The 21,635-nt window shown below is 70.6% G+C and carries 21 protein-coding genes; 11 read left to right on the forward strand and 10 right to left on the reverse strand.

What is annotated here, in order from left to right; genetic code table 11:
* Positions 1 to 45: 45 nt before the first annotated feature.
* From ACFPZ3_RS63530 to ACFPZ3_RS63560, 7 genes are all read left to right on the forward strand, one after another.
* Entirely contained in the window at positions 46 to 987 is a 942-nt protein-coding gene (locus ACFPZ3_RS63530) for a LysR family transcriptional regulator (RefSeq protein ID WP_379524102.1), read from the forward strand.
* 7 nt (positions 988 to 994) lie between these two features.
* Entirely contained in the window at positions 995 to 2,974 is a 1,980-nt protein-coding gene (locus tag ACFPZ3_RS63535; RefSeq protein ID WP_379524103.1) for an AfsR/SARP family transcriptional regulator, read from the forward strand.
* 135 nt (positions 2,975 to 3,109) lie between these two features.
* Positions 3,110 to 3,301, forward strand: a complete 192-nt coding sequence (locus ACFPZ3_RS63540) for a hypothetical protein (protein ID WP_379524104.1) — start codon at positions 3,110 to 3,112, stop codon at positions 3,299 to 3,301.
* Between the two features lie 64 nt (positions 3,302 to 3,365).
* Complete coding sequence (locus ACFPZ3_RS63545; RefSeq protein ID WP_379524105.1) at positions 3,366 to 4,694, forward strand: hypothetical protein; 1,329 nt, start codon at positions 3,366 to 3,368, stop codon at positions 4,692 to 4,694.
* A gap of 530 nt (positions 4,695 to 5,224) precedes the next feature.
* On the forward strand, positions 5,225 to 5,749 hold the full coding sequence (locus ACFPZ3_RS63550; RefSeq protein WP_379524106.1) for a DUF6528 family protein: 525 nt from the start codon (positions 5,225 to 5,227) through the stop codon (positions 5,747 to 5,749).
* Positions 5,750 to 5,855: 106 nt separating this feature from the next.
* Positions 5,856 to 6,296, forward strand: a complete 441-nt coding sequence (locus tag ACFPZ3_RS63555) for a hypothetical protein (RefSeq protein ID WP_379524107.1) — start codon at positions 5,856 to 5,858, stop codon at positions 6,294 to 6,296.
* A 109-nt stretch (positions 6,297 to 6,405) separates the two neighbouring features.
* A complete protein-coding gene (locus ACFPZ3_RS63560; RefSeq protein WP_379524108.1) occupies positions 6,406 to 6,573 on the forward strand; it encodes a hypothetical protein in 168 nt (55 codons plus the stop codon).
* Between the two features lie 111 nt (positions 6,574 to 6,684).
* On the opposite strand, the gene ACFPZ3_RS63565 is transcribed toward ACFPZ3_RS63560, so the two are convergent.
* The 8 genes from ACFPZ3_RS63565 to ACFPZ3_RS63600 form a co-directional block, all read right to left on the reverse strand.
* Complete coding sequence (locus tag ACFPZ3_RS63565) at positions 6,685 to 7,308, reverse strand: hypothetical protein (protein WP_379524109.1); 624 nt, start codon at positions 7,306 to 7,308, stop codon at positions 6,685 to 6,687.
* Positions 7,309 to 7,460: 152 nt separating this feature from the next.
* Complete coding sequence (locus tag ACFPZ3_RS63570; RefSeq protein ID WP_379524110.1) at positions 7,461 to 10,544, reverse strand: glycosyl hydrolase 115 family protein; 3,084 nt, start codon at positions 10,542 to 10,544, stop codon at positions 7,461 to 7,463.
* A gap of 114 nt (positions 10,545 to 10,658) precedes the next feature.
* Positions 10,659 to 11,435 carry an NAD(P)-dependent oxidoreductase gene (locus ACFPZ3_RS63575; protein WP_379524111.1) on the reverse strand — a complete coding sequence of 259 codons (777 nt, stop codon included), beginning with the start codon at positions 11,433 to 11,435 and terminating at the stop codon, positions 10,659 to 10,661.
* A 34-nt stretch (positions 11,436 to 11,469) separates the two neighbouring features.
* A complete protein-coding gene (locus ACFPZ3_RS63580; protein WP_379524112.1) occupies positions 11,470 to 12,231 on the reverse strand; it encodes an IclR family transcriptional regulator in 762 nt (253 codons plus the stop codon).
* 38 nt (positions 12,232 to 12,269) lie between these two features.
* Entirely contained in the window at positions 12,270 to 12,860 is a 591-nt protein-coding gene (locus ACFPZ3_RS63585) for an RraA family protein (protein WP_379524113.1), read from the reverse strand.
* Positions 12,861 to 12,872: 12 nt separating this feature from the next.
* On the reverse strand, positions 12,873 to 13,862 hold the full coding sequence (locus ACFPZ3_RS63590; protein ID WP_379524114.1) for a tripartite tricarboxylate transporter substrate binding protein: 990 nt from the start codon (positions 13,860 to 13,862) through the stop codon (positions 12,873 to 12,875).
* A 22-nt stretch (positions 13,863 to 13,884) separates the two neighbouring features.
* Positions 13,885 to 15,396: a tripartite tricarboxylate transporter permease gene (locus ACFPZ3_RS63595; protein ID WP_379524115.1), complete on the reverse strand. Its 1,512-nt coding sequence runs from the start codon at positions 15,394 to 15,396 to the stop codon at positions 13,885 to 13,887.
* A complete protein-coding gene (locus ACFPZ3_RS63600) occupies positions 15,396 to 15,929 on the reverse strand; it encodes a tripartite tricarboxylate transporter TctB family protein (protein WP_379524116.1) in 534 nt (177 codons plus the stop codon). Before ACFPZ3_RS63600 ends, ACFPZ3_RS63595 begins: the two co-directional genes overlap by 1 nt.
* Positions 15,930 to 16,167: 238 nt before the next feature.
* Here ACFPZ3_RS63600 and ACFPZ3_RS63605 point away from each other — a divergent pair, with 238 nt between their 5' ends.
* Both ACFPZ3_RS63605 and ACFPZ3_RS63610 read left to right on the forward strand, forming a co-directional pair.
* Positions 16,168 to 17,055 (forward strand): dihydrodipicolinate synthase family protein, encoded by an 888-nt coding sequence (locus ACFPZ3_RS63605; RefSeq protein ID WP_379524117.1) that lies wholly within the window; start codon positions 16,168 to 16,170, stop codon positions 17,053 to 17,055.
* Entirely contained in the window at positions 17,055 to 17,828 is a 774-nt protein-coding gene (locus ACFPZ3_RS63610; RefSeq protein WP_379524118.1) for an SDR family oxidoreductase, read from the forward strand. Before ACFPZ3_RS63605 ends, ACFPZ3_RS63610 begins: the two co-directional genes overlap by 1 nt.
* A 9-nt stretch (positions 17,829 to 17,837) precedes the next feature.
* Here the strand turns inward: ACFPZ3_RS63610 and ACFPZ3_RS63615 are convergent, their stop codons facing one another.
* Together ACFPZ3_RS63615 and ACFPZ3_RS63620 are read right to left on the reverse strand one after the other, a co-directional pair.
* Positions 17,838 to 18,488 (reverse strand): CG0192-related protein, encoded by a 651-nt coding sequence (locus ACFPZ3_RS63615; RefSeq protein WP_379524119.1) that lies wholly within the window; start codon positions 18,486 to 18,488, stop codon positions 17,838 to 17,840.
* A gap of 13 nt (positions 18,489 to 18,501) precedes the next feature.
* Positions 18,502 to 19,866 (reverse strand): PI-PLC domain-containing protein, encoded by a 1,365-nt coding sequence (locus tag ACFPZ3_RS63620; RefSeq protein ID WP_379524120.1) that lies wholly within the window; start codon positions 19,864 to 19,866, stop codon positions 18,502 to 18,504.
* 201 nt (positions 19,867 to 20,067) lie between these two features.
* On the opposite strand from ACFPZ3_RS63620, the gene ACFPZ3_RS63625 reads away from it, so the two are divergent.
* Both ACFPZ3_RS63625 and ACFPZ3_RS63630 read left to right on the forward strand, forming a co-directional pair.
* Positions 20,068 to 20,541: a carboxymuconolactone decarboxylase family protein gene (locus tag ACFPZ3_RS63625; protein WP_379524121.1), complete on the forward strand. Its 474-nt coding sequence runs from the start codon at positions 20,068 to 20,070 to the stop codon at positions 20,539 to 20,541.
* 110 nt (positions 20,542 to 20,651) lie between these two features.
* Complete coding sequence (locus tag ACFPZ3_RS63630; RefSeq protein WP_379524122.1) at positions 20,652 to 21,587, forward strand: RNA polymerase sigma-70 factor; 936 nt, start codon at positions 20,652 to 20,654, stop codon at positions 21,585 to 21,587.
* Positions 21,588 to 21,635 lie beyond the last annotated feature (48 nt).

Consider the following 21,635-nt stretch of genomic DNA (forward strand, 5'->3'; position numbering starts at 1 on the left):
ATTCGTCTATTGCCACAGTGCGACTCAACACCATACGTTTTCCGGATGATCGAGCGTCTGGACCTGCAGCTCAGCTGGCTGACGACCTTCGTGGCCGTCGTGGATCACGACGGTTTCACCGCCGCCGGACGTGCCCTCGGCCGGTCGCAGCCCCGGGTGAGCGCGCATGTCGCCGCGCTGGAGCAGGCACTCGGCGCGACGCTGCTCATCCGTACGAACAGGGAGATCACGCTGACGGCCGTCGGCGCCAGGTTCCTGCCCAAGGCGCGGGCGGCGCTGGCGGAGATCCAGGCGGGGGTGGAGGAGGTGCGCACCCTGCGTACCAAGCTCAAGGGGCGGATCACGGTGGGCGGCTACCCGGGCCTGAGCGCCGTGCTGCTGGCACCGTTGATGCAGCAGTTCCGGCGGGTGCATCCCGGGGTGACGGTGGTGCTGCGCGAGGGCGATCCGCTGCAGCTGGAGGAGGCCATGGTGCACGGCGAGGTGGACATCGCCCTGCGCACCTCGGACGTGCCCCAGGTGCACCACAACGTGCCCTCCGCCCATCTGTTCCACGAGAAGATCGTGCTGGTGGTTCCGAAACGGCATCCGCTGGCCACCGCGTCGCCGCTCGATCTGGGGCTGCTGTCGGACGAGACCGTCATGGTCACCGGGGATCCCGACGGCGGCTGGGCCGACTACCGCGACCGGCTCGACCGCATCGGCGCCGATCCCGCCGAGATCATGGTGATCGCCCAGGCCACCACCATTTCCGCCCTGGTCGCCGCCGGGCTGGGGGTGGCGATCTTGGGAGCGTTCGCGGCCCAGGTGGCGGTGTTCGGGGACGATGTCGTGACCCGGGCGCTGCCGGGGCCGCTGTGGCAGCGGGAGATCCGGCTGTACCGCAAGGCGGGGCGGCTCGCCACGCAGCAGGTGGACGCGTTCGTCGAGCTCCTCCACCAGGAGGCCCCGTCCCTGACCGCCGGCACCGCCGTCTGGCCGCTGTAAACGAGAGGTGTGGTTCGGCATCCTGGGACCGCTGGTCGCCACCGTGGGCGGCCGGTCGGTGCACCCGGGCGGTCCGCGGGCGCGGGCCACGCTCGCGGCGCTGCTCCTGGCCGACGGGCGGATCGTGCCCGTGGAGCGGCTCATCGACCAGGTATGGGGGGACGAGCCCCCGGCTTCCGGGCGGAACCAGGTGATGATCGCCGTGTCCGTCCTGCGCAAGGCCCTGCGTACGGCCGGGGGCGATCCCGACGTGATCGAGACCGTGGCGTCCGGCTATCGGATACGTACCGTCGATCTCGACGCTCACCAGGCGGAGCTGAGCCTTGAACAGGCGCGTCGGTCGCCGCTCGCGGTGAAGGCCGCGCTGCTGCGCGAGACGCTCGGGCTGTGGCGTGGGCAGGTGCTGGCGGGGATCGACAGCCAGCCGTTGCGTGCGGTGGCCGATCGGTGGGAGGAGCTGCGGCTGAGCGTGCAGGAGGACTGGGCCGAGGCGGAGCTGGAGCTGGGCAGGCATCGTGAGCTGGTGGGCGTGCTCGGCGTGTCGGTGGCCGAGCATCCGTTGCGTGAGCGGATCCGCGCGCAGCTCATGCTCGCGCTCCATCGGTCGGGACGCCAGGCCGAGGCTCTGGAGGTCTACGACCGCGGCCGCTCGGTGCTGGTCGAGGAGCTGGGGCTGGAGCCGGGCCAGGTGCTTCGCGACATGCATGCGGCGATCCTCCGCGACGAGCCGGACGTGCGGTGGAGCGGCGCCGAAGCGCTCGTCACGGCGCCGGGCGACGAGTCGTGCCCACGGGTCCGGCCGGCTCAGCTCCCTCCCGCGGTGTCGGCCTTCACGGGCCGGCGCAGGGAGCTCGGCGCGCTCGACGAGCTGCTCGATCGGCGGGACGGCGGCCGGGAACTGCCGCTCTGCGTGGTGTACGGCATGGCCGGAGTCGGGAAGAGCGGGCTGGCGGTGTCCTGGGCGCATCGTGTGGCCGACCGGTTCCCCGATGGGCACCTGTTCGCCGACCTTCGCGGACATGACCGGCACGCGCCGCCGCTGCCCCCCGAAGCCGTGCTGGCCAGGTTCCTGCGCGCGCTCGGCATGCCGGAGAAGGGGGTCCCGGCGGGTCTCGACGAGCGCACCGCGCTGTTCCGCAGCCTGCTCGAAGGCCGGCGCGTGCTGATCGTGCTGGACGACGCGGCCTCGGCCACGCAGGTGCGCCCGCTGCTCGCGGGGTCGGCCTCCTGCTGCGTCATCGTCACCTCACGCTCGCCGCTCGGGGGGCTCGTCGCCCAGGACGGCGCCAGGTGTGTCGGCCTGGACGTCCTCGATCCGCAGGAGGCCGAAGAACTGCTCGTCCAGATGGTGGGCGCCGAGCGGACGGCCGGGGAGCGGGGCGCGGTCCGCAGGGTCGGCGAGCTGTGTGACCGGCTGCCTTTGGCGTTGCGCATCGCCGCGGCCAAGCTGATGTCCAGAAACGACTGGACGGTCTCGGGGATCTCGACCCGTCTGGAGAGCGAGCAGGGACGCCTCGACGAGCTGCGGCACGCTGAGCTGGAGGTGCGCGGCAGCCTCGCGCGGAGCTACCGGGATCTGCCGCGTGCGGCCAAGCTCGCCTTCCGCCGCCTGGGGTTGCTCGATCCGCCCGACGGGTTCACCCCCCGGACGGTGGCCGCCCTCGCCGAGGCGCCGCTCCCGATCGCGGAGAAGCTGTGTGAATACCTGGTGGACGCGCAACTCGCCCGGCCGCTCGGCCGGGACACGGCCGGCGCCGCACGCTACCGGCTGCACGACCTGGTACGGCTGTTCTCCAGGGAACGCGCCGAGGAGGAGGAGACTCCCGAGTCGCGTTCCGCGGCCGTCGCCCGGGCGGCGAACTGCCTGCCCGCGCACGTCGAGCAGGCCGAACAGCGCGACGGGCGCGTCTACCGCCCGGAGACACGATCGCGTTGTTCAGCGCTGCGAGGCAGGGAGCCTCGCCACCAATCGATCATGGATGCTTGATCTCCTCCGGCTACCGGCGCTTCTGTGCTCCCGCCGGGCGTCCGCTTGCGGACACCCGGCCGTTCCGGGGTGGACGAGCGGGCGTGCGGCGCCGATGCTGATGGGGCAGGATCATCGACCGACTGGGAGAGCCGTATGAGGACCCGTACCTGGACTCGCCGTGTCGCCGCCTCGGCCGCCGGTCTGGTCGCCGTGCTGGCGCTGGGCACCGTTCCCGCGCAGGCGGACGGCGTGCCGACGCCGTCGACGGATGCCACCGTGGTCCGCACTCCGCAGGGGGCCATGGTGCTGGCCGACGGCGAGTCGGGCGGTAAGCGCCCCGTGTGAGGTTCGTCAACTCCGTCTCGCGCCTGTTCCGGAAATGCACCTTCGTTCGTGTCATCATGTCGCGATGGTGTCGATCTCCGGGGAGAGCAAGGTGGCGCTCTCGTCCTCCGCCTTACGTTGGGGCAAGTGGCTCGTACGGATGGGAGCGGCATGGGTCTTGACCGTGCCGGCGTGGTCACCCGCCGGCGCGACAGCTCTCGCACCCGCCGAGGCGCCGCTGCGGCCGTTGAGCCTCACGGGCCTCGCCCTGAAAGCGGGATCCGACCCGTACACCGCTCCCCTCTCCGCGGAGTTCGAGCAGGTGGGCATCGGCGGGGCGCTGAGCGGAACCGACCGGATCGTGTTGCCGGGCAGCGCGGATCCCGCTTGTGCCGGGCGGGCGACGCATCTCCCCCGTCTGCCTGTTCGCTCCTGGTTCTGCTGGGACGCGAAGGCTCAAGGCGACAAACAGGACATTCCGCATTCTCCCTGGGTGCCGCAGGGGCTGGCGTCCTCGGGTGAGGCCCAGCTCGACGGCACCCCGATCGGGAGTGAGCACAGGGCGCTCATCACCAGCTGGGCCTGGCTCAACTCACCCGACCCGGAGGCACCCGACTATCGCACCAACTCCGTGATCCTCTCGGTCGTCGACCTCGACGAGCGCCGCTACCGCAACGTGCTGCCGGTATGGGTGGATGGGCAGGGCAAGTTGCGGCGCGTCTATGGACATGGTGGCGGGCTGGCCTGGTACGGCCCGTACCTCTTCATGACCTCCAGCTCCAACTGGAACGGCTACTCGGGCCCCGACTCCACCAAACACACGATCCGGGTGTTCGACACCCGGAAGATCTACCGCAAACGCGATGGAGGAGGCGGTGACTACCATTACGTCATCCCCGAGGTACGCCACTACGTCACGCCCATCCTCCTCGACTACATCTCCCTGGACCGCCGCAGTTCAGGCGGCGCGACCCTGATCGCGGGCTCCTACAAACGTTCCGACGGCTCCTCCGCCTCACTGGCCGGCACCAGACTCGTCCGCTACCGCTTCCAGCCGCCCCCGGACGGTGATTACCGGCTCGCCACAACGCCGGCGCAGGCGTGGGTGTCCACCGTTCCCGCCGACCCGGCCAACGCCATCAGCGATGTGCAGGGGGTCCAGGCCGACGGCGACCGCCTCTACCTCAACATGTCGGCCGGCTCACACCCCGGCCCCGACCCGAGAAGGCGATTCGCCACGGTGGACGTCGCCGGCGCCGCCTCGGCATGGACGATCAACGCCCACACCAGCTGGGCCGACCGGGGGGAGGACGTATCGCTGTGGTACGCCACCGGCGAGCTGTGGGGACTCACCGAGGGTGAGGAGGAACGGGTCGTCTTCTCCGTCAGCACGGCCGACACCAACCCGGGGTGAAGGCCCCGACCGGTTCGTCCGGGCGCCAGGCGCAGATTCGATGGGAATCGTCAGATGGCCGTCCGCGCTGACGGGCGTGGCCCTGGTCACCGCACTTGGCGCGGCGGTCCCGGCGCAGGCCGCGAGCGGCGGGGAGGCCTACGGCTGGGTCGTCGCGGGGGATGGGAAGGCGCACCAGGTCGTGGTGCTGGATTCGCGCCACACCTCGTGGGATCCGGCCAAGGAGCCCGGGGCGCTGAAGTGGAAGTGGAAGCCGTCGGCGAAGAACGGGTTCCCCGAGGCGGAGCTCGATGACTGCACACTGTGCTCGGGGGCGATCGCGGACGCCAGGCTCCGCTACGGCGGGCCTCGTCAGAGCGGCGGTAAGTCGGTCCTCGCGGTGAACGACGGAGGGTTCATCGGCGCGGCGTCGTACCCGTCGGGCAAGCGCCTGTGGGCCGTCGACACGGGGGGTGACGGGATCCTGCCGCACGCCGTGGAGTTGCTTCCCGACGGCAACGTCGTGGCGGCGGCGACCAAGGGCAGCTGGGGTGCGCCTCTACACGGCCTCCCAGAGCTCGACCTCGAAGAAGTACGCGGAGTTCAAGCTGCCCGGCGGTCACGGCGTGCTCTGGGACCCGGCGAACGAGCTCCTCTGGGCGCTCGGCGACAAGGACCTGGTGGCCCTCACGGTGGGCGGCACGCCCGCCCAGCCCAGCCTGACCGAGACGCGGCGGGTCGCGCTCCCCGGCAAGAAGGGCGGTCATGACATGGCGCCGGTCTTCGGCGACAAGGACCGGCTGTGGGTCACCACGAACGACGCCGTCTACCAGTACGTCAAGTCTGCGAACGGCTTCACCACCGAGTACGCCAACGCCGACAAGGTGAACGTGCGGCTGGTGAAGTCGGTCGGTGACCAGCAGGGCACCGGGCAGATCCTCAGGACCCGGCCGAAGAGCGGCTGCCGCGCGTCCTGGTGCACCGACACGGTGGAGTTCTTCGGCGGCACCGCGTCCAGGACCCTGCCCGGCGCCAAGATCTACAAGGCCCGCTGGTTCAGGCCGGACTACCAGTGATCGCGGGAAGCGTCTCGGTATCGCTACACGTCCACGTGCGGGCCACGCCAGGAGCCTGGCCTGGAGGAGACTACAACGGACAAAACTGACTTCCGGAGGACCCGACATGAGCTGGAAAGACCACGACCTGCCCGTACTCAAGGCGATTGTGCAGATGACAGACGAAGGGGTCGTTCGGATCGAGCCGCACCAGATCGTCGACCGGTTGGGCATGGATCCGGAAGACGTGGAGCGCGCCCTTGCCGCACTCGCCGGGGAGAGGCCGCCCTTCTTCCAGTTCACCGATGTCACCGGCGCCGATTCGGCAGGGCGGAAGATCGACGCTATCCACAGCCCGACCGGTGAGGCTCGCCGGATAGTGGGCACCTGGCCGGCCGAGATGCTGGCCAGGCAGATCGTCGCCGGTCTCGAAGCCGCCGCGGAAGCGGAACCGGACGAGGAGAAGCGGAGCGAGCTCAAGAAGACGGCACAGTACTTGGGCGGGACAGGCTGGTCCGTCCTGCTCGTAGTGGCGGGGAACGCCGCCTCCGCGGTCATCGGTCTCTGAGGGAAGGCGCCGAACCGCCCTGGCACATCGCCGCCTGGCGGCTGCGCGTTCGCGAGCAACTCGCCAGAGCATCAAGGAGGGCGACGGCAGCGGGATCGACGGGCTGGCCTTGGCCGGCGACCAGATCGTGTTCTCGCTCTACACCGGCGGGGTCTTCACCGTCCCCCTCGCGGGCGGCGCGGTGACGCCGGTCGAGGCGGGCGCCGGGATGCACCTGCTCGCCTGGCCGCGGATCGGCACGCCCGGCCAGGGCGGCGAGCCGCACGGCACCGAGTAGCCACGACGAATCCTCCGGCCCAGGACCGCTTCTACCCCTCGCCGTACGGCGACGGCATGCCCGCCGGCGTGGGACTCTACGAGCGCGGGGACCAGCTCTGCCTGATCGACCTCACCCGGATCCGGTGTCGGAGTCCAGTTCGTCTGCTCGCCGGAGGTCCTTGGGGCGGCCTACGGCGCGGCGCATCCGGATCAGGTCTTCTCTGGAGACGTAGTGAACCTCCAGACCGCCCGGATCGACCGCGGTGATCGCGTGGTCGAGGAACTCCCGGACGTGCAGGTCGCCCCAGGGGAGCGCCGGAGTGCAGCAGTCGCCGCCCGCTCCGGGTGAGGTGAACCCCACTTTGGGGCGGAGAAAGGAATCCGGGTGAGTCGCCAGGGGTCTGCCTGCCTCATCGGTGAGGTGGGCGTCGACGGAGGTGAAGGCGGCCGCCAGGGCCGGGGCGCCGGCCGGGGCGCCGTCCCAGAGCAGGTCCAGGTCGCCGGTCAGTTCGGTGGATCCATGCATGATGCCGGCGACCTGCCCGATCACCACGGCTCGGACGCCGTGGTGATGGAGGGCTTCGAGCAGGGGGAACGGGTCGAACCCGAGGGCGCCGTCCGTGCCGATCGTGCCGACGTCGTCGTCGGCGTCCTCGTGGCCCAGGCCGGTGCCCGGCCGGCTCAGGGCCAGTTCACGGGTGCGCCGGGCGGCGGCGCGGAGTCGTTCCAGCGGTTCGTCGATCATCTGGGTCATGCAACACCCTGCCGTACTCACAACGCACTCGAATTTTCGCCGCCACCAGCTCGTCGGCCCAGTCCGGGAACAACGCGCGGCGCAACCGTGCCGGTTCCGCCTCTCGCCCCAGCATGCGCGGCACGCGTACGAGGCGGACAGGCGATGCGCGCCTACCCGCCGGCCCGGCGGCTCTCCGGCGGGCCCAGGTAGCTGGGCAGCAGGCCGCCCGTGTCCACCACGATCCGCTGCAGGACCACGGTCGGGTCGACCATCCAGAACTTCACCGTGTGCGCGCCGGGCGTCGCGATCGTGTGGGTGGTCGTGGTGAGGTTGACGTTCTCGGAGGTGTTGCGCTCCCACTGGCGGTTCATCGTGGTGTCGTTCGCCCCGGTGACGGCCGTGACGTTCACCGTCTGGGGCGGCTGGTCGTCGACGGAGACGGCGTACGTGAGGCCGTCTCCGTACAGCACGTTGTTTCTGGGCGAGAGCAACACCGACACCTTCACCTGACCGGTCGTGTGCAGGGTCGTGGTGTATTCGAGGCGCGGGCTGTCGCCGCCCGGTGTCCGGCGGGCGGCCGTCACCGGGAGCGGGGTCACGCCGTCCGAGGTCTTGCCGAGGTCGGGGATCACCTGCCACGAGCCGACGGCCCTGCTGTAGTGGGCGGCCTCGATCGCGACGTGACCGCCCGCCTCGACGAACCCCTTGGGTCGCCCCGCCGGGTTGTCGACCACGGCCGTGACGGTCGCCTGCCGGCCGTCAGGCCCGGTGATCGTGATGGGCGCCTCGGTTCTGCCCTTGGGAGCGCGCGAGTAGTCCACCTTCACGGTCGCGCGCACCTGGTCGGTCACCCTGCCCGACGCGGGGGTGATGGTGAGCCAGGGCTTACCGGCCGCGATGGTGTAGTCGAAGGGGGTGGCGCCGCGGTTGAACACCTCGATGTACTGGCCGGGATAGGCCTGGTACGGGCTGAACGCCGGCAACACGGCCGCACCCGTCGCGTTCGGCCACCACTGGTCGGACCCGTCGATGGCCACGCCCATGTCGGCCCCCGCGGGGACCTCGGTGCGTACGAGATGGGGGTAGAAGGCGTCGGGCAGGGCCACGTTGTCCTTCTCCGGCTGTTGCCAGGGGGCGTTGGGGCCGTACCGTTCGACGTCGCCGTACCCGATCTTGGGCTGGAGCTGGAAGTCCTTCCACTTGCCGCCCGCCAGCTCGCCGTAGTGGGAGTTCAGCGCCCGGTCCTCCTCGAACCCGGCCTGGGCGAGGTCCGCCTGGGCGTTCGCGGCGGCGCGGCCCTGTCCGGCGTAGAGGAGGTTGGTGAACTGGGCCCTGCGCAGCGCGTACAGGTTGGCGGTGGCCTTCACCTGGTAATAGACGAGCTGGTAGTACGCGTCGTCGTAGCGGGCGTTCAGCCCGTTCCTGATTCTTTCCGCCTTTTCGGCTAGTCGCTGCCATTCCGCCACGACCCGATCCATCTCGCGGTAGCTGGTCAGGCTGAACGGGGTCTCCCGGTCGTCGTAGGTCACGTTCTGGGGGTTGGCGGGGTCGGTGGTGATGCGGCGGTTCAGCAGTTCGGGCTTGCGGCGGGCCTGGAGCCGGCCGTACTCGTGCAGCACCCCGGCGATCTCACCGGCCCGCTCGGGCCCGAAGTTCCGCGCCGCGTAGGCGCGCTCCCAGTCCGCCAGCTTCTCGATCGGCAGGCGGTCGGGGTCCCAGGCGTAGTCGAGGAAGAACTGCAGCGGGAGTTCCTCGTTCTTCATGTCGCCCACGTTGACGACCCAGAGCCGGTCCACGCCGTACCGGTAGCTGAGGTTGAGCTGCTCCCACGTGCCGGCCAGGTTGATCGTGTCGGCCCACTTGTAGTTGCGGCCGCCGCCGACGTAGTCGAAGTGGTAGTACATGCCGTAGCCGCCGGCCCGCTTCGGGAGCGACTGGTCGGGCAGCTTGCGCATGTTGCCCCAGTTGTCGTCGCAGAAGACCACGGTCACGTCGTCCGGCGGGCGCAGGCCCTGGTCCCAGTAGCGCTGGACCTCCTTGTAGAGCGTCTGCACCTGCGGAATGCTCTCCAGGTCCTCGCCGCTCTCGCGGGCCAGGATCTCCCGCTGGCTGGCCAGGATGGTCCGCATCAGCTCGATGCCGTCGCCGTCGGGCAGGCTCACGTCGCCGTTGCCGCGCATGCCGAGCGTGACGACGCCCTCGAAGTCCTGATCCTTCATCCGCCGGATGCCGTCGGCCCAGTACTTCTTGATGGCCTCGCCGTTGCGGCGGAAGCTCCACTCTCCCGTTCCGCCGTAGGGGTCGTGGCCGGGGGTGACGATGCCGCCCTGACCATCTCGTACGGCGGCCACGGCGTGCCGGTTCCACTCCTCGATGCCGCGCATCATGGGAGCCTCGTGGGAGGTGCCCATGACGACGCCGTACTGGGTGGCGACCCTGTGGTTGCCGGGGTCGTCCTCGGCGAAGGCCCGGCCCCAGACCGCGGGCCACAGGTAGTTGGCCTTGAGCCGGAGCATGACCTCGAAGACCCTGGCGTACATCGTGCTGTTGAAGCCGCCCGGATATCCCTCGGCCTTGCCGGGGCCGAAGTGCTTGGGCGCCCAGGTGCCGAGGTTGGGGTTCTCGTCGTTGATGAAGAAGCCCCGGTACTTCACCTTCGGCGTGCCCTGGGAGTGACGGCCCGGCAGCACGTAGAGGGCGTCCTGGTGGCGGCTGGGCACGTCGTCCCACCAGTACCAGGGCGAGACGCCGATCTCCTTGGAGACGTCGTACACCCCGAAGATCGTGCCGCGCTGGTCGCTGCCCGCGATCACGAACGCGCGCCGCACACCGGGCATCGGATCCCGCACCACCTGCTCCAGCGAGGTCTCCCACTTGCCCGCGACGCCCGAGACGTCGAGCTTGCCGGCGCTGATCAGGCCGTCGACGAGCGGGCTCCTGCCGATCGTGCCGACGATCACCACGTCGTCGCGGCGCGGGATCTGGTCCTTCGCCACAGCGGGCCGTACGCCGGTGACCCGCTCGACATCGGCCTGGAGATCACCGGCCACGCGGACGACGCCGGGATGATCGCTCGCGCTGACCACGATCGGCGCCGCCCGGCCGGCGGCCACCAGGGCGAACCGCCCCGGGCCGCCGGAGCCGGTCACGTACGTACCGGGGCCGGGCTCCTTTCCTGCCTCGGCGGGTACGGCGAAAACTGTCATGGCCGCCACCGTCGCAACGGACAGCAGCAGCCTGGCGAGCTTCGACATGTCCGGATCTCCGTCACGGTGAGGGGCGGCATCCCGAAACTTTCGCAGACTACGAGAAAGTTTCCAGCTCGGGTCAAGCGGATGCTAGACCGCCCCGACACGGCGGTCAATCCGTCAAGAGAGGGCGGAGAGCCGGTGCAGGGTCCGCTCGGCCGCGCGGGTCATCTCGGCGGGCACGCCGAGGGCGTCCAGGTAGGCGGCGGTGTCACGCATCTCCTTGGCCCGCCGGACGGCATGCGTGCGGCTGCCGGTCAGGAACCGGTCGATGACGGTCTGGCCGTCGCCCGCCAGCTGTTTGGCGATCTCAGCCCTGATCCAGGTCTCGTTACCGGCCGCCTGTCCCGCCGAGACGGCCTCGCAGACCACGGAGGCCAGCCCTTTCATGAACACACTGCGCAGCAGTTTGCGGGCCATGGCCGCGCCGGGAGGCCCGTCGAGGACCTCCACGGAGACTTCGCGAGGGCTGCCGAGAGGGCGGATGAGCCGGGCGACGGCCTCCGCTCCCGGCCCGCTGACCAGGAGCGGCACCAGATGCCCGTGCAAGGGGACAGGGCCCAGGATGGCCACGTCGGCGAAGTCGGCGCGCTCGCCGACCGCTCGGCCGAGGCGGTCCATGACCTCGGGGGCGGCCGAGGTGAAGTCGGCGTAGCAGACACCGCCGGCCAGATGAGGCAGGCACTGCTCGGCGACGGCGGGCGCCGCCGCGGCCCCGGTCAGGACGAGCACGTACGCGGCCCGGTCCACGGCCTCCCGCAGGGTCGCCGTCCTGGTGACGCCTTCGGGGGTGGGGATGTCTGCAGGGTCGTGGCCGAGCACTTCATGCCCGGCGGCGGCGAGCGCGGCGGCATAAACGCCGCCCGCCTCGCCCAGTCCAATGACGGCACAACGCATGATCGATCTCTTTATCGTCGCAGGTGAAATAGGGCTAGAAGTCGCGTGCCCGGCCGAGCGCGGCAGCGGCGCGGCGCAGCTCGGGCACCCAGGCGACCATCTCGTCCTCGGGATGTCGTTCCGCGGGGCCGCTGATGCTCACCGACGCCACCGGGTGGCCGTCCGGAGCCGGCACGGGCGCGCTCACGCCCGAGCTTCCGAGGACACGTTCGTTGACGGAGATGTGGTAGCCGCGTTCCCTGATCTGCTCGAGCTCGGCCCGCAGCTCCGCCTCGCTGACGGGCTTGCCGTCCGCGGTGTCCAGGTCGCGGACCGTGGCGATCAGGGCGTCGAGCTCCTCCTCCGGCATCGCGCCGGCGAGCACCTTGCCGGCGCCCAGGTGCAGCGGCAGCCGGCGGCCGATGGGGAGCTGGTAGCGCAGCGGGTCGGCGCCGTCGACGCGGGCGATGACGATCCGCTCCAGGCCCACCCTGATGTGCAGGGTGGCGGTGAGGCCGGTGGTGGCGGCCAGTTCCTGGAGCACGGGGCTGGCCGCGTGGCTCAGGCTGTCGGTGACCAGGAAACCGTGGGCGATGGACAGGGTGGCCGGACCGAGGTGATAGGCCTGCTGCTCGGCGACCACGAACCCGCGCCGCTGCAGCACGCCGAGCAGGCGCAGGGTGGTGGCCGGGGACAGCCCGGCCCGCCGCGCGATCTCCGACAGCCGCAGCGGCTTGTCGCTGCGCTCCAGCACCTCGATCACGTCGAACGCGCGCTCGACCGAGCGCATGGACGGCTGCGGCTGTCCAGCGGTCATCGGCGGAACCCTTTCTCGAACACGGATGAGACCTGTCGTCACGCGGATTCAAGGATGGCAGCCCGTTTGCCCTCTTCGGTGACGAAGACCGCCTCGGCCGCCTGCGCGATCCGGTCGGCCTCGGCGAGCGGGACGACCACCACGCCGTCGGCGTCGCCGAGCACCAGGTCTCCTGGCGCGACCGCGACCCCGCCCACCGCGATGGTGCGGCCGAGGTGGCCTGGCCCGTTCTTGTACGGTCCCGCGGGGGTCACCGCGCGGGCGAAGACGGGCATGCCCATCTCGCCGAGGCCTTCCGCGTCCCTGATGGCCCCGTCGATGACGAACCCGGCCACGCCGGCGTTCTTGGCGCGCTGCCCGATCAACTCGCCGATCAGCGCCCTGGACTCGTCGCCGCCGCCGTTGACCACGATGACGTCGCCGGGTCGTACGACCTCGAGCGCCTGGTGGATGAGGGCGTTGTCGCCGGACCTGGTCCAGACGGTGAAGGCGCGCCCGGCCACGCGGGCGCCCGGCCAGGTGGAGCGGATCCGGGAGTCGAGGACGCCGAGGCGGTCCATGGCGTCGCCGATGTTCGCGGTGGGCAGGACGGCCAGCCGGGCCAGCGCGTCCTGGGAGGATTCACTCATTCTGGGTGCCTTTCAGCTCTTGGTGTTGCGAACGAGAGGGAGGGCCTGCTTGACCGTGCTCTCCTGTTCGGTCCAGTAGGTGCTGTAGTCCTGGCCGGATTTGTAGACGGTGGCCAGGCCGAGGTCCTTCATCTTGGCGACGACCGCCGGGTCCTCGATCGCCTTCTTCAGCGCGCTTTCGAGCTTGGTGCGGACGTCGTCCGGCAACCCGGTGGGCGCGGAGTAGCCGCGGGCGGTGGCCGCCTCGATCTGGTAGCCCTGCTCGGTGAAGGTGGGCGCGTCGGGCAGGAACGGGCTGCGCTCGGCCGACATGACGCCGAGCACCTTGATCTTGCCCTGGGTGACGAGGTCCTTGACGTCGCTGACGTTGCCGACGTAGGTCTGGACGTGCTTGCCGAGGAAGGCGGCGATGGCCGAGGCCGCGCCCTCCGAGAAGTGCACGGGGGCGAACTCGGCCCCGGTCTTCTGCTGGATGTCGGCCAGCGCGAAGTGCTCGCCGGTCTGCACGCCGGTGGTGGTCGTGGTGACGCTCTTCGGCTTGGCCTTGACCGCCTCGATCAAGGACTTCAGGTCCTTGTACGGGCTGTCGGGCGCGACCCCGACCAGCATCGGGTCGAGGACCTGCATGCCCAGCGGCTGGAAGCTCTGCCGGGTGTAGGTGGCGCCCCGGCTCGGGTCGAGGGGTGAGACGACGACGGACGGCGAACCGGTGGCGCCGATGGTGTAGCCGTCGGCCTTGGCCTTGGTGAGCGCGGTGTAGCCGATCTGGCCCCCGGCGCCCGGCCGGTTGAGCACCTCGACGTTCGTGCCCAGCTCCTTCTCCAGGGCGGGCGCGACCACGCGGGCCGCGGCGTCGACCGCCGCGCCGGGCGCGAACGAGACGATCACGGTGACCGGCTTGCCCTTGCGCGGCCAGGCGCCCGCGGCGCCGCCCTGCTGTGCGCCGCACGCGGCCAGCGCCGTCGCCACGGCCACGGCAGTGGCTGCGATCTTGAGTTTCACGGTGACTCCTTCGGGGGTGGTGTCAGGCCTCGGGGTCCTCGGCCAGCGCGGCGGGTTTGCGCAGTCCCAGCAGCCTGCTCAGCAACGGGCTCACGGCGATGGCGAGCGCGGCCACCAGCAGGACGACGCAGATGGGACGGGTCAGGAAGACGGTGAGGTCCCCTTGCGACAGTTCGAGCGACTCGCGCAGGGAGCGTTCCATGAGGGGTCCGAGCACGAGGGTGAGCACCAGGGGCGCCAGCGGGATGTCCAGGTTGCGCAGCACCAGGCCGAGCAGGCCGAAGGCGACCATCACGAACACGTCGAAGACGGAGAAGTTGATCGTGTACGCGCCCACGACCATGAACGTGAGGATCAGCGCGGTCAGCACCGGGTACGGGATGCGCAGGATCGACGTCCACACCCGGACCAGCGGCACGTTGAGCACGAGCAGAATGACGTTGCCGACGAACAGGCTGGCGATGATGCCCCAGGCGACGTCGGCGTGCTCGGCGAACAGGGTGGGGCCGGGCGTCAGCCCCTGCTGCAGGAAGGCGCCCATGAGCACGGCGATCGTCGGCGAGGCCGGAACGCCGAGGGTGAACAGGGGCACCAGCGCGCCGTTCGCGTGCGCGTTGTTGGCCGTCTCAGGCCCCGCGACACCCTCCACCGCACCCGACCCCAGCTCGGCCCGGTGCTTGCTGAACTTGCGCTCCGCGCCGTAGGCGAGCAGCGAGGAGACCGAGCCGGTCATCCCGGGGACGAGCCCGAGCGCGAAACCGATGCCGGTGCCTCTGGCGATCGACGGAGCGCTGCGCCGCAGGTCGGCGCGGCTGGGCAGGAGCGCCCGCAGTCCGGGCGCGACCGCCTTGGCGGTGCCGCCCCTGGCCGCCATGAGGATCTCCGACAGGCCGAAGAGCCCGATGATGACGGCGACGAAGCTGATGCCGTCGAGCAGCCGCTCACTGCCGAAGGTGAACCGCGGCGCCCCGGCCACCGGGTCGATTCCGACCATCGAGATCAGCAGGCCGAGCACACCCGAGATGAGCGCCTTCGTCATCGAGCGGCCCGCGAGCGCGACGAGCAGGGAGATGCCGAGCACCATGAGGGTGAAGAACTCCGGCGGCCCGATCCGCAGGCCCAGGTCGCCGAGCGGCTTGGCGGCGACGACGAGGCCGACGGTGGCGACGGTGCCGCCGACGAACGAGCCGAGCGCGGCGATCGTGAGCGCCACTCCCCCGCGGCCCTGCTTGGTCATGGCGTAGCCGTCGATCGTGGTGATCGCGGAGGCGGCCTCGCCGGGGGTGTTGAGCAGGACGCTGGTGATGGTGCCGCCGTACTGGGTGCCGTAGAAGATGGCGGCCAGCATGATGATGGCGCTGGTCGGGTCCAGGCCGAGGGTAAGGGGGATGAGCAGGGCCACCCCGGCGACGGGCCCGATGCCCGGGAGCACGCCGATGAGGGTGCCGAGCAGGCAGCCGATGAACGCGTACAGGAGGTTCTGCGGCGACAGGGCCGTGGAGAGCCCGCCGAGCAGGTCGGTCAGGACATCCATCACAGGCCCCATCCGGCCAGGAACGGGATCCCGGACGGCGGCAGTTGCACCATCAGCCCCTGGACGAAGCCGTGGTAGACGCCCGCGCTGCCGGCCAGCGAGAGCACGAGCGACAGCGTCCAGCTCCGGCCCGCGCGCCACTTGAGGTGGTACATCAGGAACACGAACACGCTGATCTGGTAACCGAGCAGGTCCATGACGGCCGCGAGCACGACGAGACTGCCGAGCACGGCGACGACGTGGCCCGCGTCGGTACGCTCGGCCGGGCCGCCCTCACCTCCGCGCGCCCGCACCGACTGGACGATCCAGGCCACGGCGAGCAGCCCGAGCGCGATGGCCAGCACGAACGGGAAGAACCCCGCGCCCGGGCCGAACGAGGTCCACAGGCCGAGCCCCAGGGACTCGACGGCGATGTAGAGCGAAAGCGCGACGAGGGCCGCCTGCGTGCCCGTTCTCAGCCTTGTGCCGGGAACCGGCGAGGGGGCGTCGTGGTCGTCGGGGGCATGCTCGGCGAGCTCCTGCTGGTGGCTCATGGGGGTGTTGCCGCCTTCCATCTTTTCACACAGTGAAAAGCCTTTCCATTTCATGACAAGCGTGCTGGGTGGCGGACAGGCGTGTCAAGGGTTACGGAGAGGTTTCCGGACGTGACCTAATGTGTGACGCGGCATGCCCAATCACGACATTCCCGGATTCGTCCATGAGATATGGTGCCGAATCACCCACGAGGCCCCGGAGCTGACAAGCAGCCCTGAACGGATGAGAGGATCCTGAATGGACGTCGGATTGGCCGCGGGAGTGTGGGGTGTCGTCGCCACCCCCTTCCACGGTGACCGCCTGGAGATCGACCGCGAGAGCCTGGCCCGGCTGGCGAGCCACTACGCCTCATGCGGGGTGAGCGGCCTGACCGTGCTCGGCGTGTTCGGCGAGGCCGTACGGCTCACCACGGCCGAGCGCCGCCACGTGCTGGAGACCGTGGCGGAGGCGGTCGAGCTGCCCCTGGTCGTCGGGACGACATCCTCGGCGACGGCGCCGGTCATCGAGGAGATCGAGCTGATCCAGAGTGTGGTGGGCGCCCGGCTGGCCGGCGCCATGGTGCAGGTCAACACGGGCGATCCCGCCATGCTCGCCGCCCACCTCAGGGCCGTGCACACGGGCACCGGCGCCCCGATCGTCGTGCAGGACTACCCGGTGGCCACCGGCGTCAAGATCACCACTCCGGCGCTGATCTCCGCGCTGGACGGGCTGCCCGGAGTGGCGGCGATCAAGGCGGAAGCCCCGCCGACGCCACTGGCGGTGTCGGCGCTGACGACGGCGCTCGGCGTGCCGGTGTTCGGCGGGATCGGCGGGATCGGCCTGCTCGACGAGCTGGCCGCGGGGGCCGCGGGCGCGATGACCGGATTCTCCTTCCCCGAAGGGCTGGTCGCCGCCACCACGGCCTGGCGGACCGGCGGATACGCCGCCGCCCGCGAGGCGTTCCTGCCCTACCTGCCGCTCGTCAACTTCGAGCAGCAGGCCGGGCCCGCGCTGGCGATCCGCAAGCGCTGCCTCCAGTCGCGTGGCCTGTTCGCCGACGCCGCGGTGCGACCGCCCGCGCCGGGCATGCCGCCCGCGCTGGAGGAGCAACTCGCCCGCCACCTCGCCGCCCTGGCAGGTGTCTGATGGATCTGAACATCAAGGGCCGGGTGGCCCTGGTCTGCGCCTCCACGGGCGGGCTCGGCGAGGCCTGCGCGCGGGCCCTGGCCGCGGAAGGCGCACGTGTGATCGTCAGCGGCCGACGTGCCGACCGTGCCGCCGCCATCGCCGCCGACCTGCCCGCCGCCGTCGCCGTACCGGGTGACCTGCTCGATCCGGCCACGCCGCGCCGGCTCGTCGAGGCCACGGAGGAGGTCTTCGGCCCGGTGGACATTCTCGTGCTCAACGGCCCCGGGCCTGCTCCCGGGCGGGCCGACCAGATGGACTCCGCGACGGTCGCCGCCGCGATCGACGTCCATCTGCGGCCGCAGCAGGAGCTGGTCTCGCTGGTGCTGCCCGGCATGCGCGAGCGCGGCTGGGGGCGGGTGGCCGCCATCGGCTCCAGCGGTGTCGCCGCGCCGCTGCCCGGCCTGGCCGCCTCGAACGTCGGCCGCTGGGCGCTGGCCGCCTACCTCAAGACGCTGGCCGCGGAGGTGGCCGCCGACGGGGTGACGGTGAACATGGTGCTGCCCGGCCGGATCGCCACCGACCGCGTGCGCGCCCTCGACCAGGCCAGGGCCGAACGCGAGGGACGGACCGCCGAGCAGGTCAAGACGGCCTCCGAGCACACCATCCCGGCGGGCAGGTACGGCACGCGCGCCGAGTTCGGCGCCGCCGTCGCCTTCCTGTGCTCCGCACCCGCCTCCTACATCACCGGGACCGCGCTGCGCTGCGACGGCGGGATGTCGGGGGCGCTGTGAACCGCTTGATCACGAAGGGGATTCGGCACTGTTCCTGAGCGTCGCGGACGCCAGCGGCATCGGTGTCGCCTGACCGGGCCAGGCACCGGTCAGCACAGTGCCGGCGAGTGCGGTGCCGGCTTCGAGGCGGCGGATGACGGACAGCTCGACGGTGTCCGTCACGATGAGCGTGGGGTCGCCCTCGGCAACGCGCTGAACGGCGCCCACGGCGGGTACCTCCGCTCCGCCGGTCGCGCTGCTGGCGATGCTCATGCTGGGCTCGCGGCGCTCAAGCCGGCCGTCGACCTGCGTGAACTCCTCGGCCTGGCCGGTGTTCCCGAGGATCGCGCCCGCCAGCGCCGCGGCGTACACGGGGTCGCCGGTCCCGTCGTAGATCCAGCGCTTGCCCAGCACCGAGTGCTCCGTGGTGCCCAGCAGGTAATCGTCGTCGTCGGCCAGGGGCGCGTCGCGGTAGGTGAGCGGGACCTGGTGAACCGGCCCGTCACCGACCCGGACCAGCAACGTCTCGATCCCGACCTCTCCGGCGGGATCGTCGAAACGGAAGGTCCCCACCCGCAGCACCTCACCGGCCGGCCCGGTGTACCAGGCGCGGCCGGGTAGCCAGGTGGCCAGGAGTTCGAGTTTCGTGGGACGCAGGGTGGCTTGGTGGATCAGGGCCATGCGCTCATCGTAGTCATTCGACGGCACCGGATTGAGAGAGGAGGTCCTGATACCAGGTGTCGTACGGATGGTTGGTCGCCGGATAGTTGGCCGGCGGGTCGCTCGCCTGACCTGCCGAGTCGAAGTCCCAGCCCCGTACGAGCAGTCCTGCCCGCCGCGCGTCGGTGATGAACGAGCTCTCGCCGGCGCTCGCCGCGTAGAACAGGGCGCCTTGCCGGAGCTCGGCGCTGTCGCCCTGCTGGAACTCGTCGAAGGCGACCTGCGGGTAGCGGATCCGGTCGCCCGCGAACGCGTCGGTGTTCACCCGCAGGGTCTGGGCCGGGGTCGGGCCATCGGCGCCGGTCCACACGTGCACGCTCGACGTGCCGCCGGCCGAGGTGGCCTTGTCATGACGGGCGTCGCCGGTCTTGGCGTTGCCGCTCCATGAGACGGTCTTCGCGCCCGCGTCGAGCGTGCCGGCCCATTCCCAGTTCTGGTTGTTGCTCTGGCTGCGGTGTATCTCGCGGAGCCGGGTGCCCGCCACGTCGGAGAACCTGATCGTCGGCAGGACGCCGCTATCGTACTGGCGGGCGGTCCCCCAGGCGATCTCGCCGTCGGCGCCGACGTGCCCCGCGCGGTACCACAGCGTGGTGTTGTTCTGGGACTGGTGGACCTCGACCAGGTCACCGTTGTCGTTCAGCGCGACGGCCGGCGTCACGCCGCTGTCATATCTGCCGTGGCGCAGCCAGGTCACCCTGCGGTCGGCGCCGTAGACGCCGCTCCAGTACCACAGCGTCCCCGAGCCCGAGTCATGCACCTCCACGACCTGGCCCCGGCCGTTGATCGCGATGGCCGGGCTGACGCCGGTGTCACGCTTGTACAGGCTGCGGGTCTCGTCGTCACCGGAGATGAGAGGCAGCACCCGGCCGCGCAACGCGTCCACCGTCGGGGGGACGGCCGGGTAGTCCTCGGCCCGGTACAGCCGCGAGCCGAAGACCGAAATGAGCTCCTCGTTGAGCGCGGCCAGGTTGCCCGCGGCATAGGAGGTGTTGTCGGTCAGGTTGTCCTTGACGTCGAGCGCGACGACGATCGGTGCGGCGGCGGGATGCTCCGCGGACCAGGCGTTGATCACGCCGAGCCAGTCGCGCAGGAGGTTCGACGCGGGGTTTCCCCTGTGGTCGACCTGATCGCCGGGAGAGTCGTGGCCGATCGCGTAGTCGCGTGCGGTGCCGTACCCATTGTCGTGCAGGTCGAGTTCGATGAAGCGAACGCCGTGGTCGAGTTGGTAGGCGATCGAGCCCTTGGCGCCTTCGACATCGCCCGAATAGCTGTTGTGCGTGGCGCGGAAGATCGCCATGGGTAACGGCAGATCGTCCAGCGCCTCGGCGGATCCGCTCATCAGCACAATGGACGTGGCGGCTGCGAGTACGGACAGGACAACTCTCGAACGCGGCATCCTTCGATTCCTCAGGCCGGGGGCTGATCCCCCAAGCCAATACGATCACGTGGCGTCAGCCAACCCTTCAGGCGTCTCATGTCACTGGGGGTCGGGCTACCTCGTCTCAAGGGGTGTAGCCATCGACGACCACAGGAGCACACCATGGACGCGCGACTGAACTACTTCGCCGACCCGATCGCCGGCAAAGCCCTCAAACACTTCATGTCGGCGGGCAAGGCGCTCAAGGAATCGCCGCTGCCGGCCGCCGTACAGGAACTGGTGGCGCTTCGCGTCAGTCAGATCAACGGCTGCGCCGTCTGCGTCGACATGCACACCAAGGAAGCCGCCGCGGCCGGCGAGAGCTCGGTACGGCTGAACCTGGTCGCGGCGTGGCGGGAGGCCACGGTCTTCACCGAGGCCGAGCGTGCCGCGCTGCACCTGGCGGAGGAGGGCACCCGGATCGCGGACGCGGCCGGTGGGGTCGGCGACGAGGTGTGGGCGCATGCCGCCAAGCACTACGACGCGGAGCAGCTCACCGCCCTGGTGCTCCTGGTCTCCTTCATGAACACGGTGAACCGGCTGAACATCATCGCCCGGCAGCCGGCCGGCGACTACGAGCCCGGGCAGTTCCACTGAACGGCGTCGGCACCGGCCCGGGTCCTGGTGCTGGGCTCGGGGGGTGTTAGCCTGTCCTGCCGATGGGCCGGATGACGCCTGCGCCGGCGCGGCACAGAGGGGATTGTCCGGTGAGCAAGGTCGAGGAGTTCGAGGAGCTGCGGCCGCTGCTGTTCTCGATCGCCTACCGGATCCTGGGCAGTGCGAGTGAGGCCGAGGACGCGGTGCAGGAGACCTGGCTGCGCTTTGACGGCTCGGCGACCCGGCCCACGTCGGTCAAGGCTCTCCTGTCGACTACCGTGACGCGGATCTCGATCGATGTGCTGCGCTCCGCGCGGGTGCGGCGGGAGGCGTACGTGGGCCCGTGGTTTCCCGAGCCGCTGCTGAACGATCCGTACCAGGATCCGGCGCGGTCGGTGGAGCTGGCCGACTCGGTGTCGATGGCGGCATTGTTGCTGCTGGAGCGGCTCAGCCCCCTGGAGCGGGCGGTGTTCGTGCTGCGGGAGGCGTTCGGCTTCGGGTTCGACGAGGTCGCCACGGCGGTGGGGCGGTCGGAGGCGGCGTGCCGGCAGCTGCTCGTCCGGGCGCGGCGGCACATGGAGGCCGGGCGCCCGCGTTTCGAAGCGGTCCGTAAGGATCGGGAGGAACTGGCGTCGCGGTTCTTCGACGCCCTCCGCGAAGGCGACGTCGCCAGCCTTCAGGAACTGCTCGCCGCCGACGTCTCGATGGTCGGCGACGGCGGCGGCAAGGCCCCGCAGCTGGCCAGAGCCGTCATCGGCGCCGGGAGCGTGGCCCGGCTGCTCGCCCGCGTCTTCCCCCGGATGGCCCGGATCGACGTGACGTTCGAACCGCACGAGATCAACGGCCAGCCGGGCGCGATCTTCCGCGACCGGGACGGCAAGGTGCTCCACATCATGGCGCTCGATGTCCTCGACGGGCGGATTCAGGCGATCCGCTCGGTGATCAACCCCGACAAGCTCAGGCACGTGGGTCCGGTGGCGGACGCCTGGGCCATCGACCGCGAAGTGAGACAGGCACAGGGCGGGACCTCGCCCGACTCGAACTGAGCGGCCCCGGCCCTCGCTCGCCGGCCCTCGTTGCCGGCCCTCGTTGCC

The organism is Nonomuraea insulae (assembly GCF_042656245.1).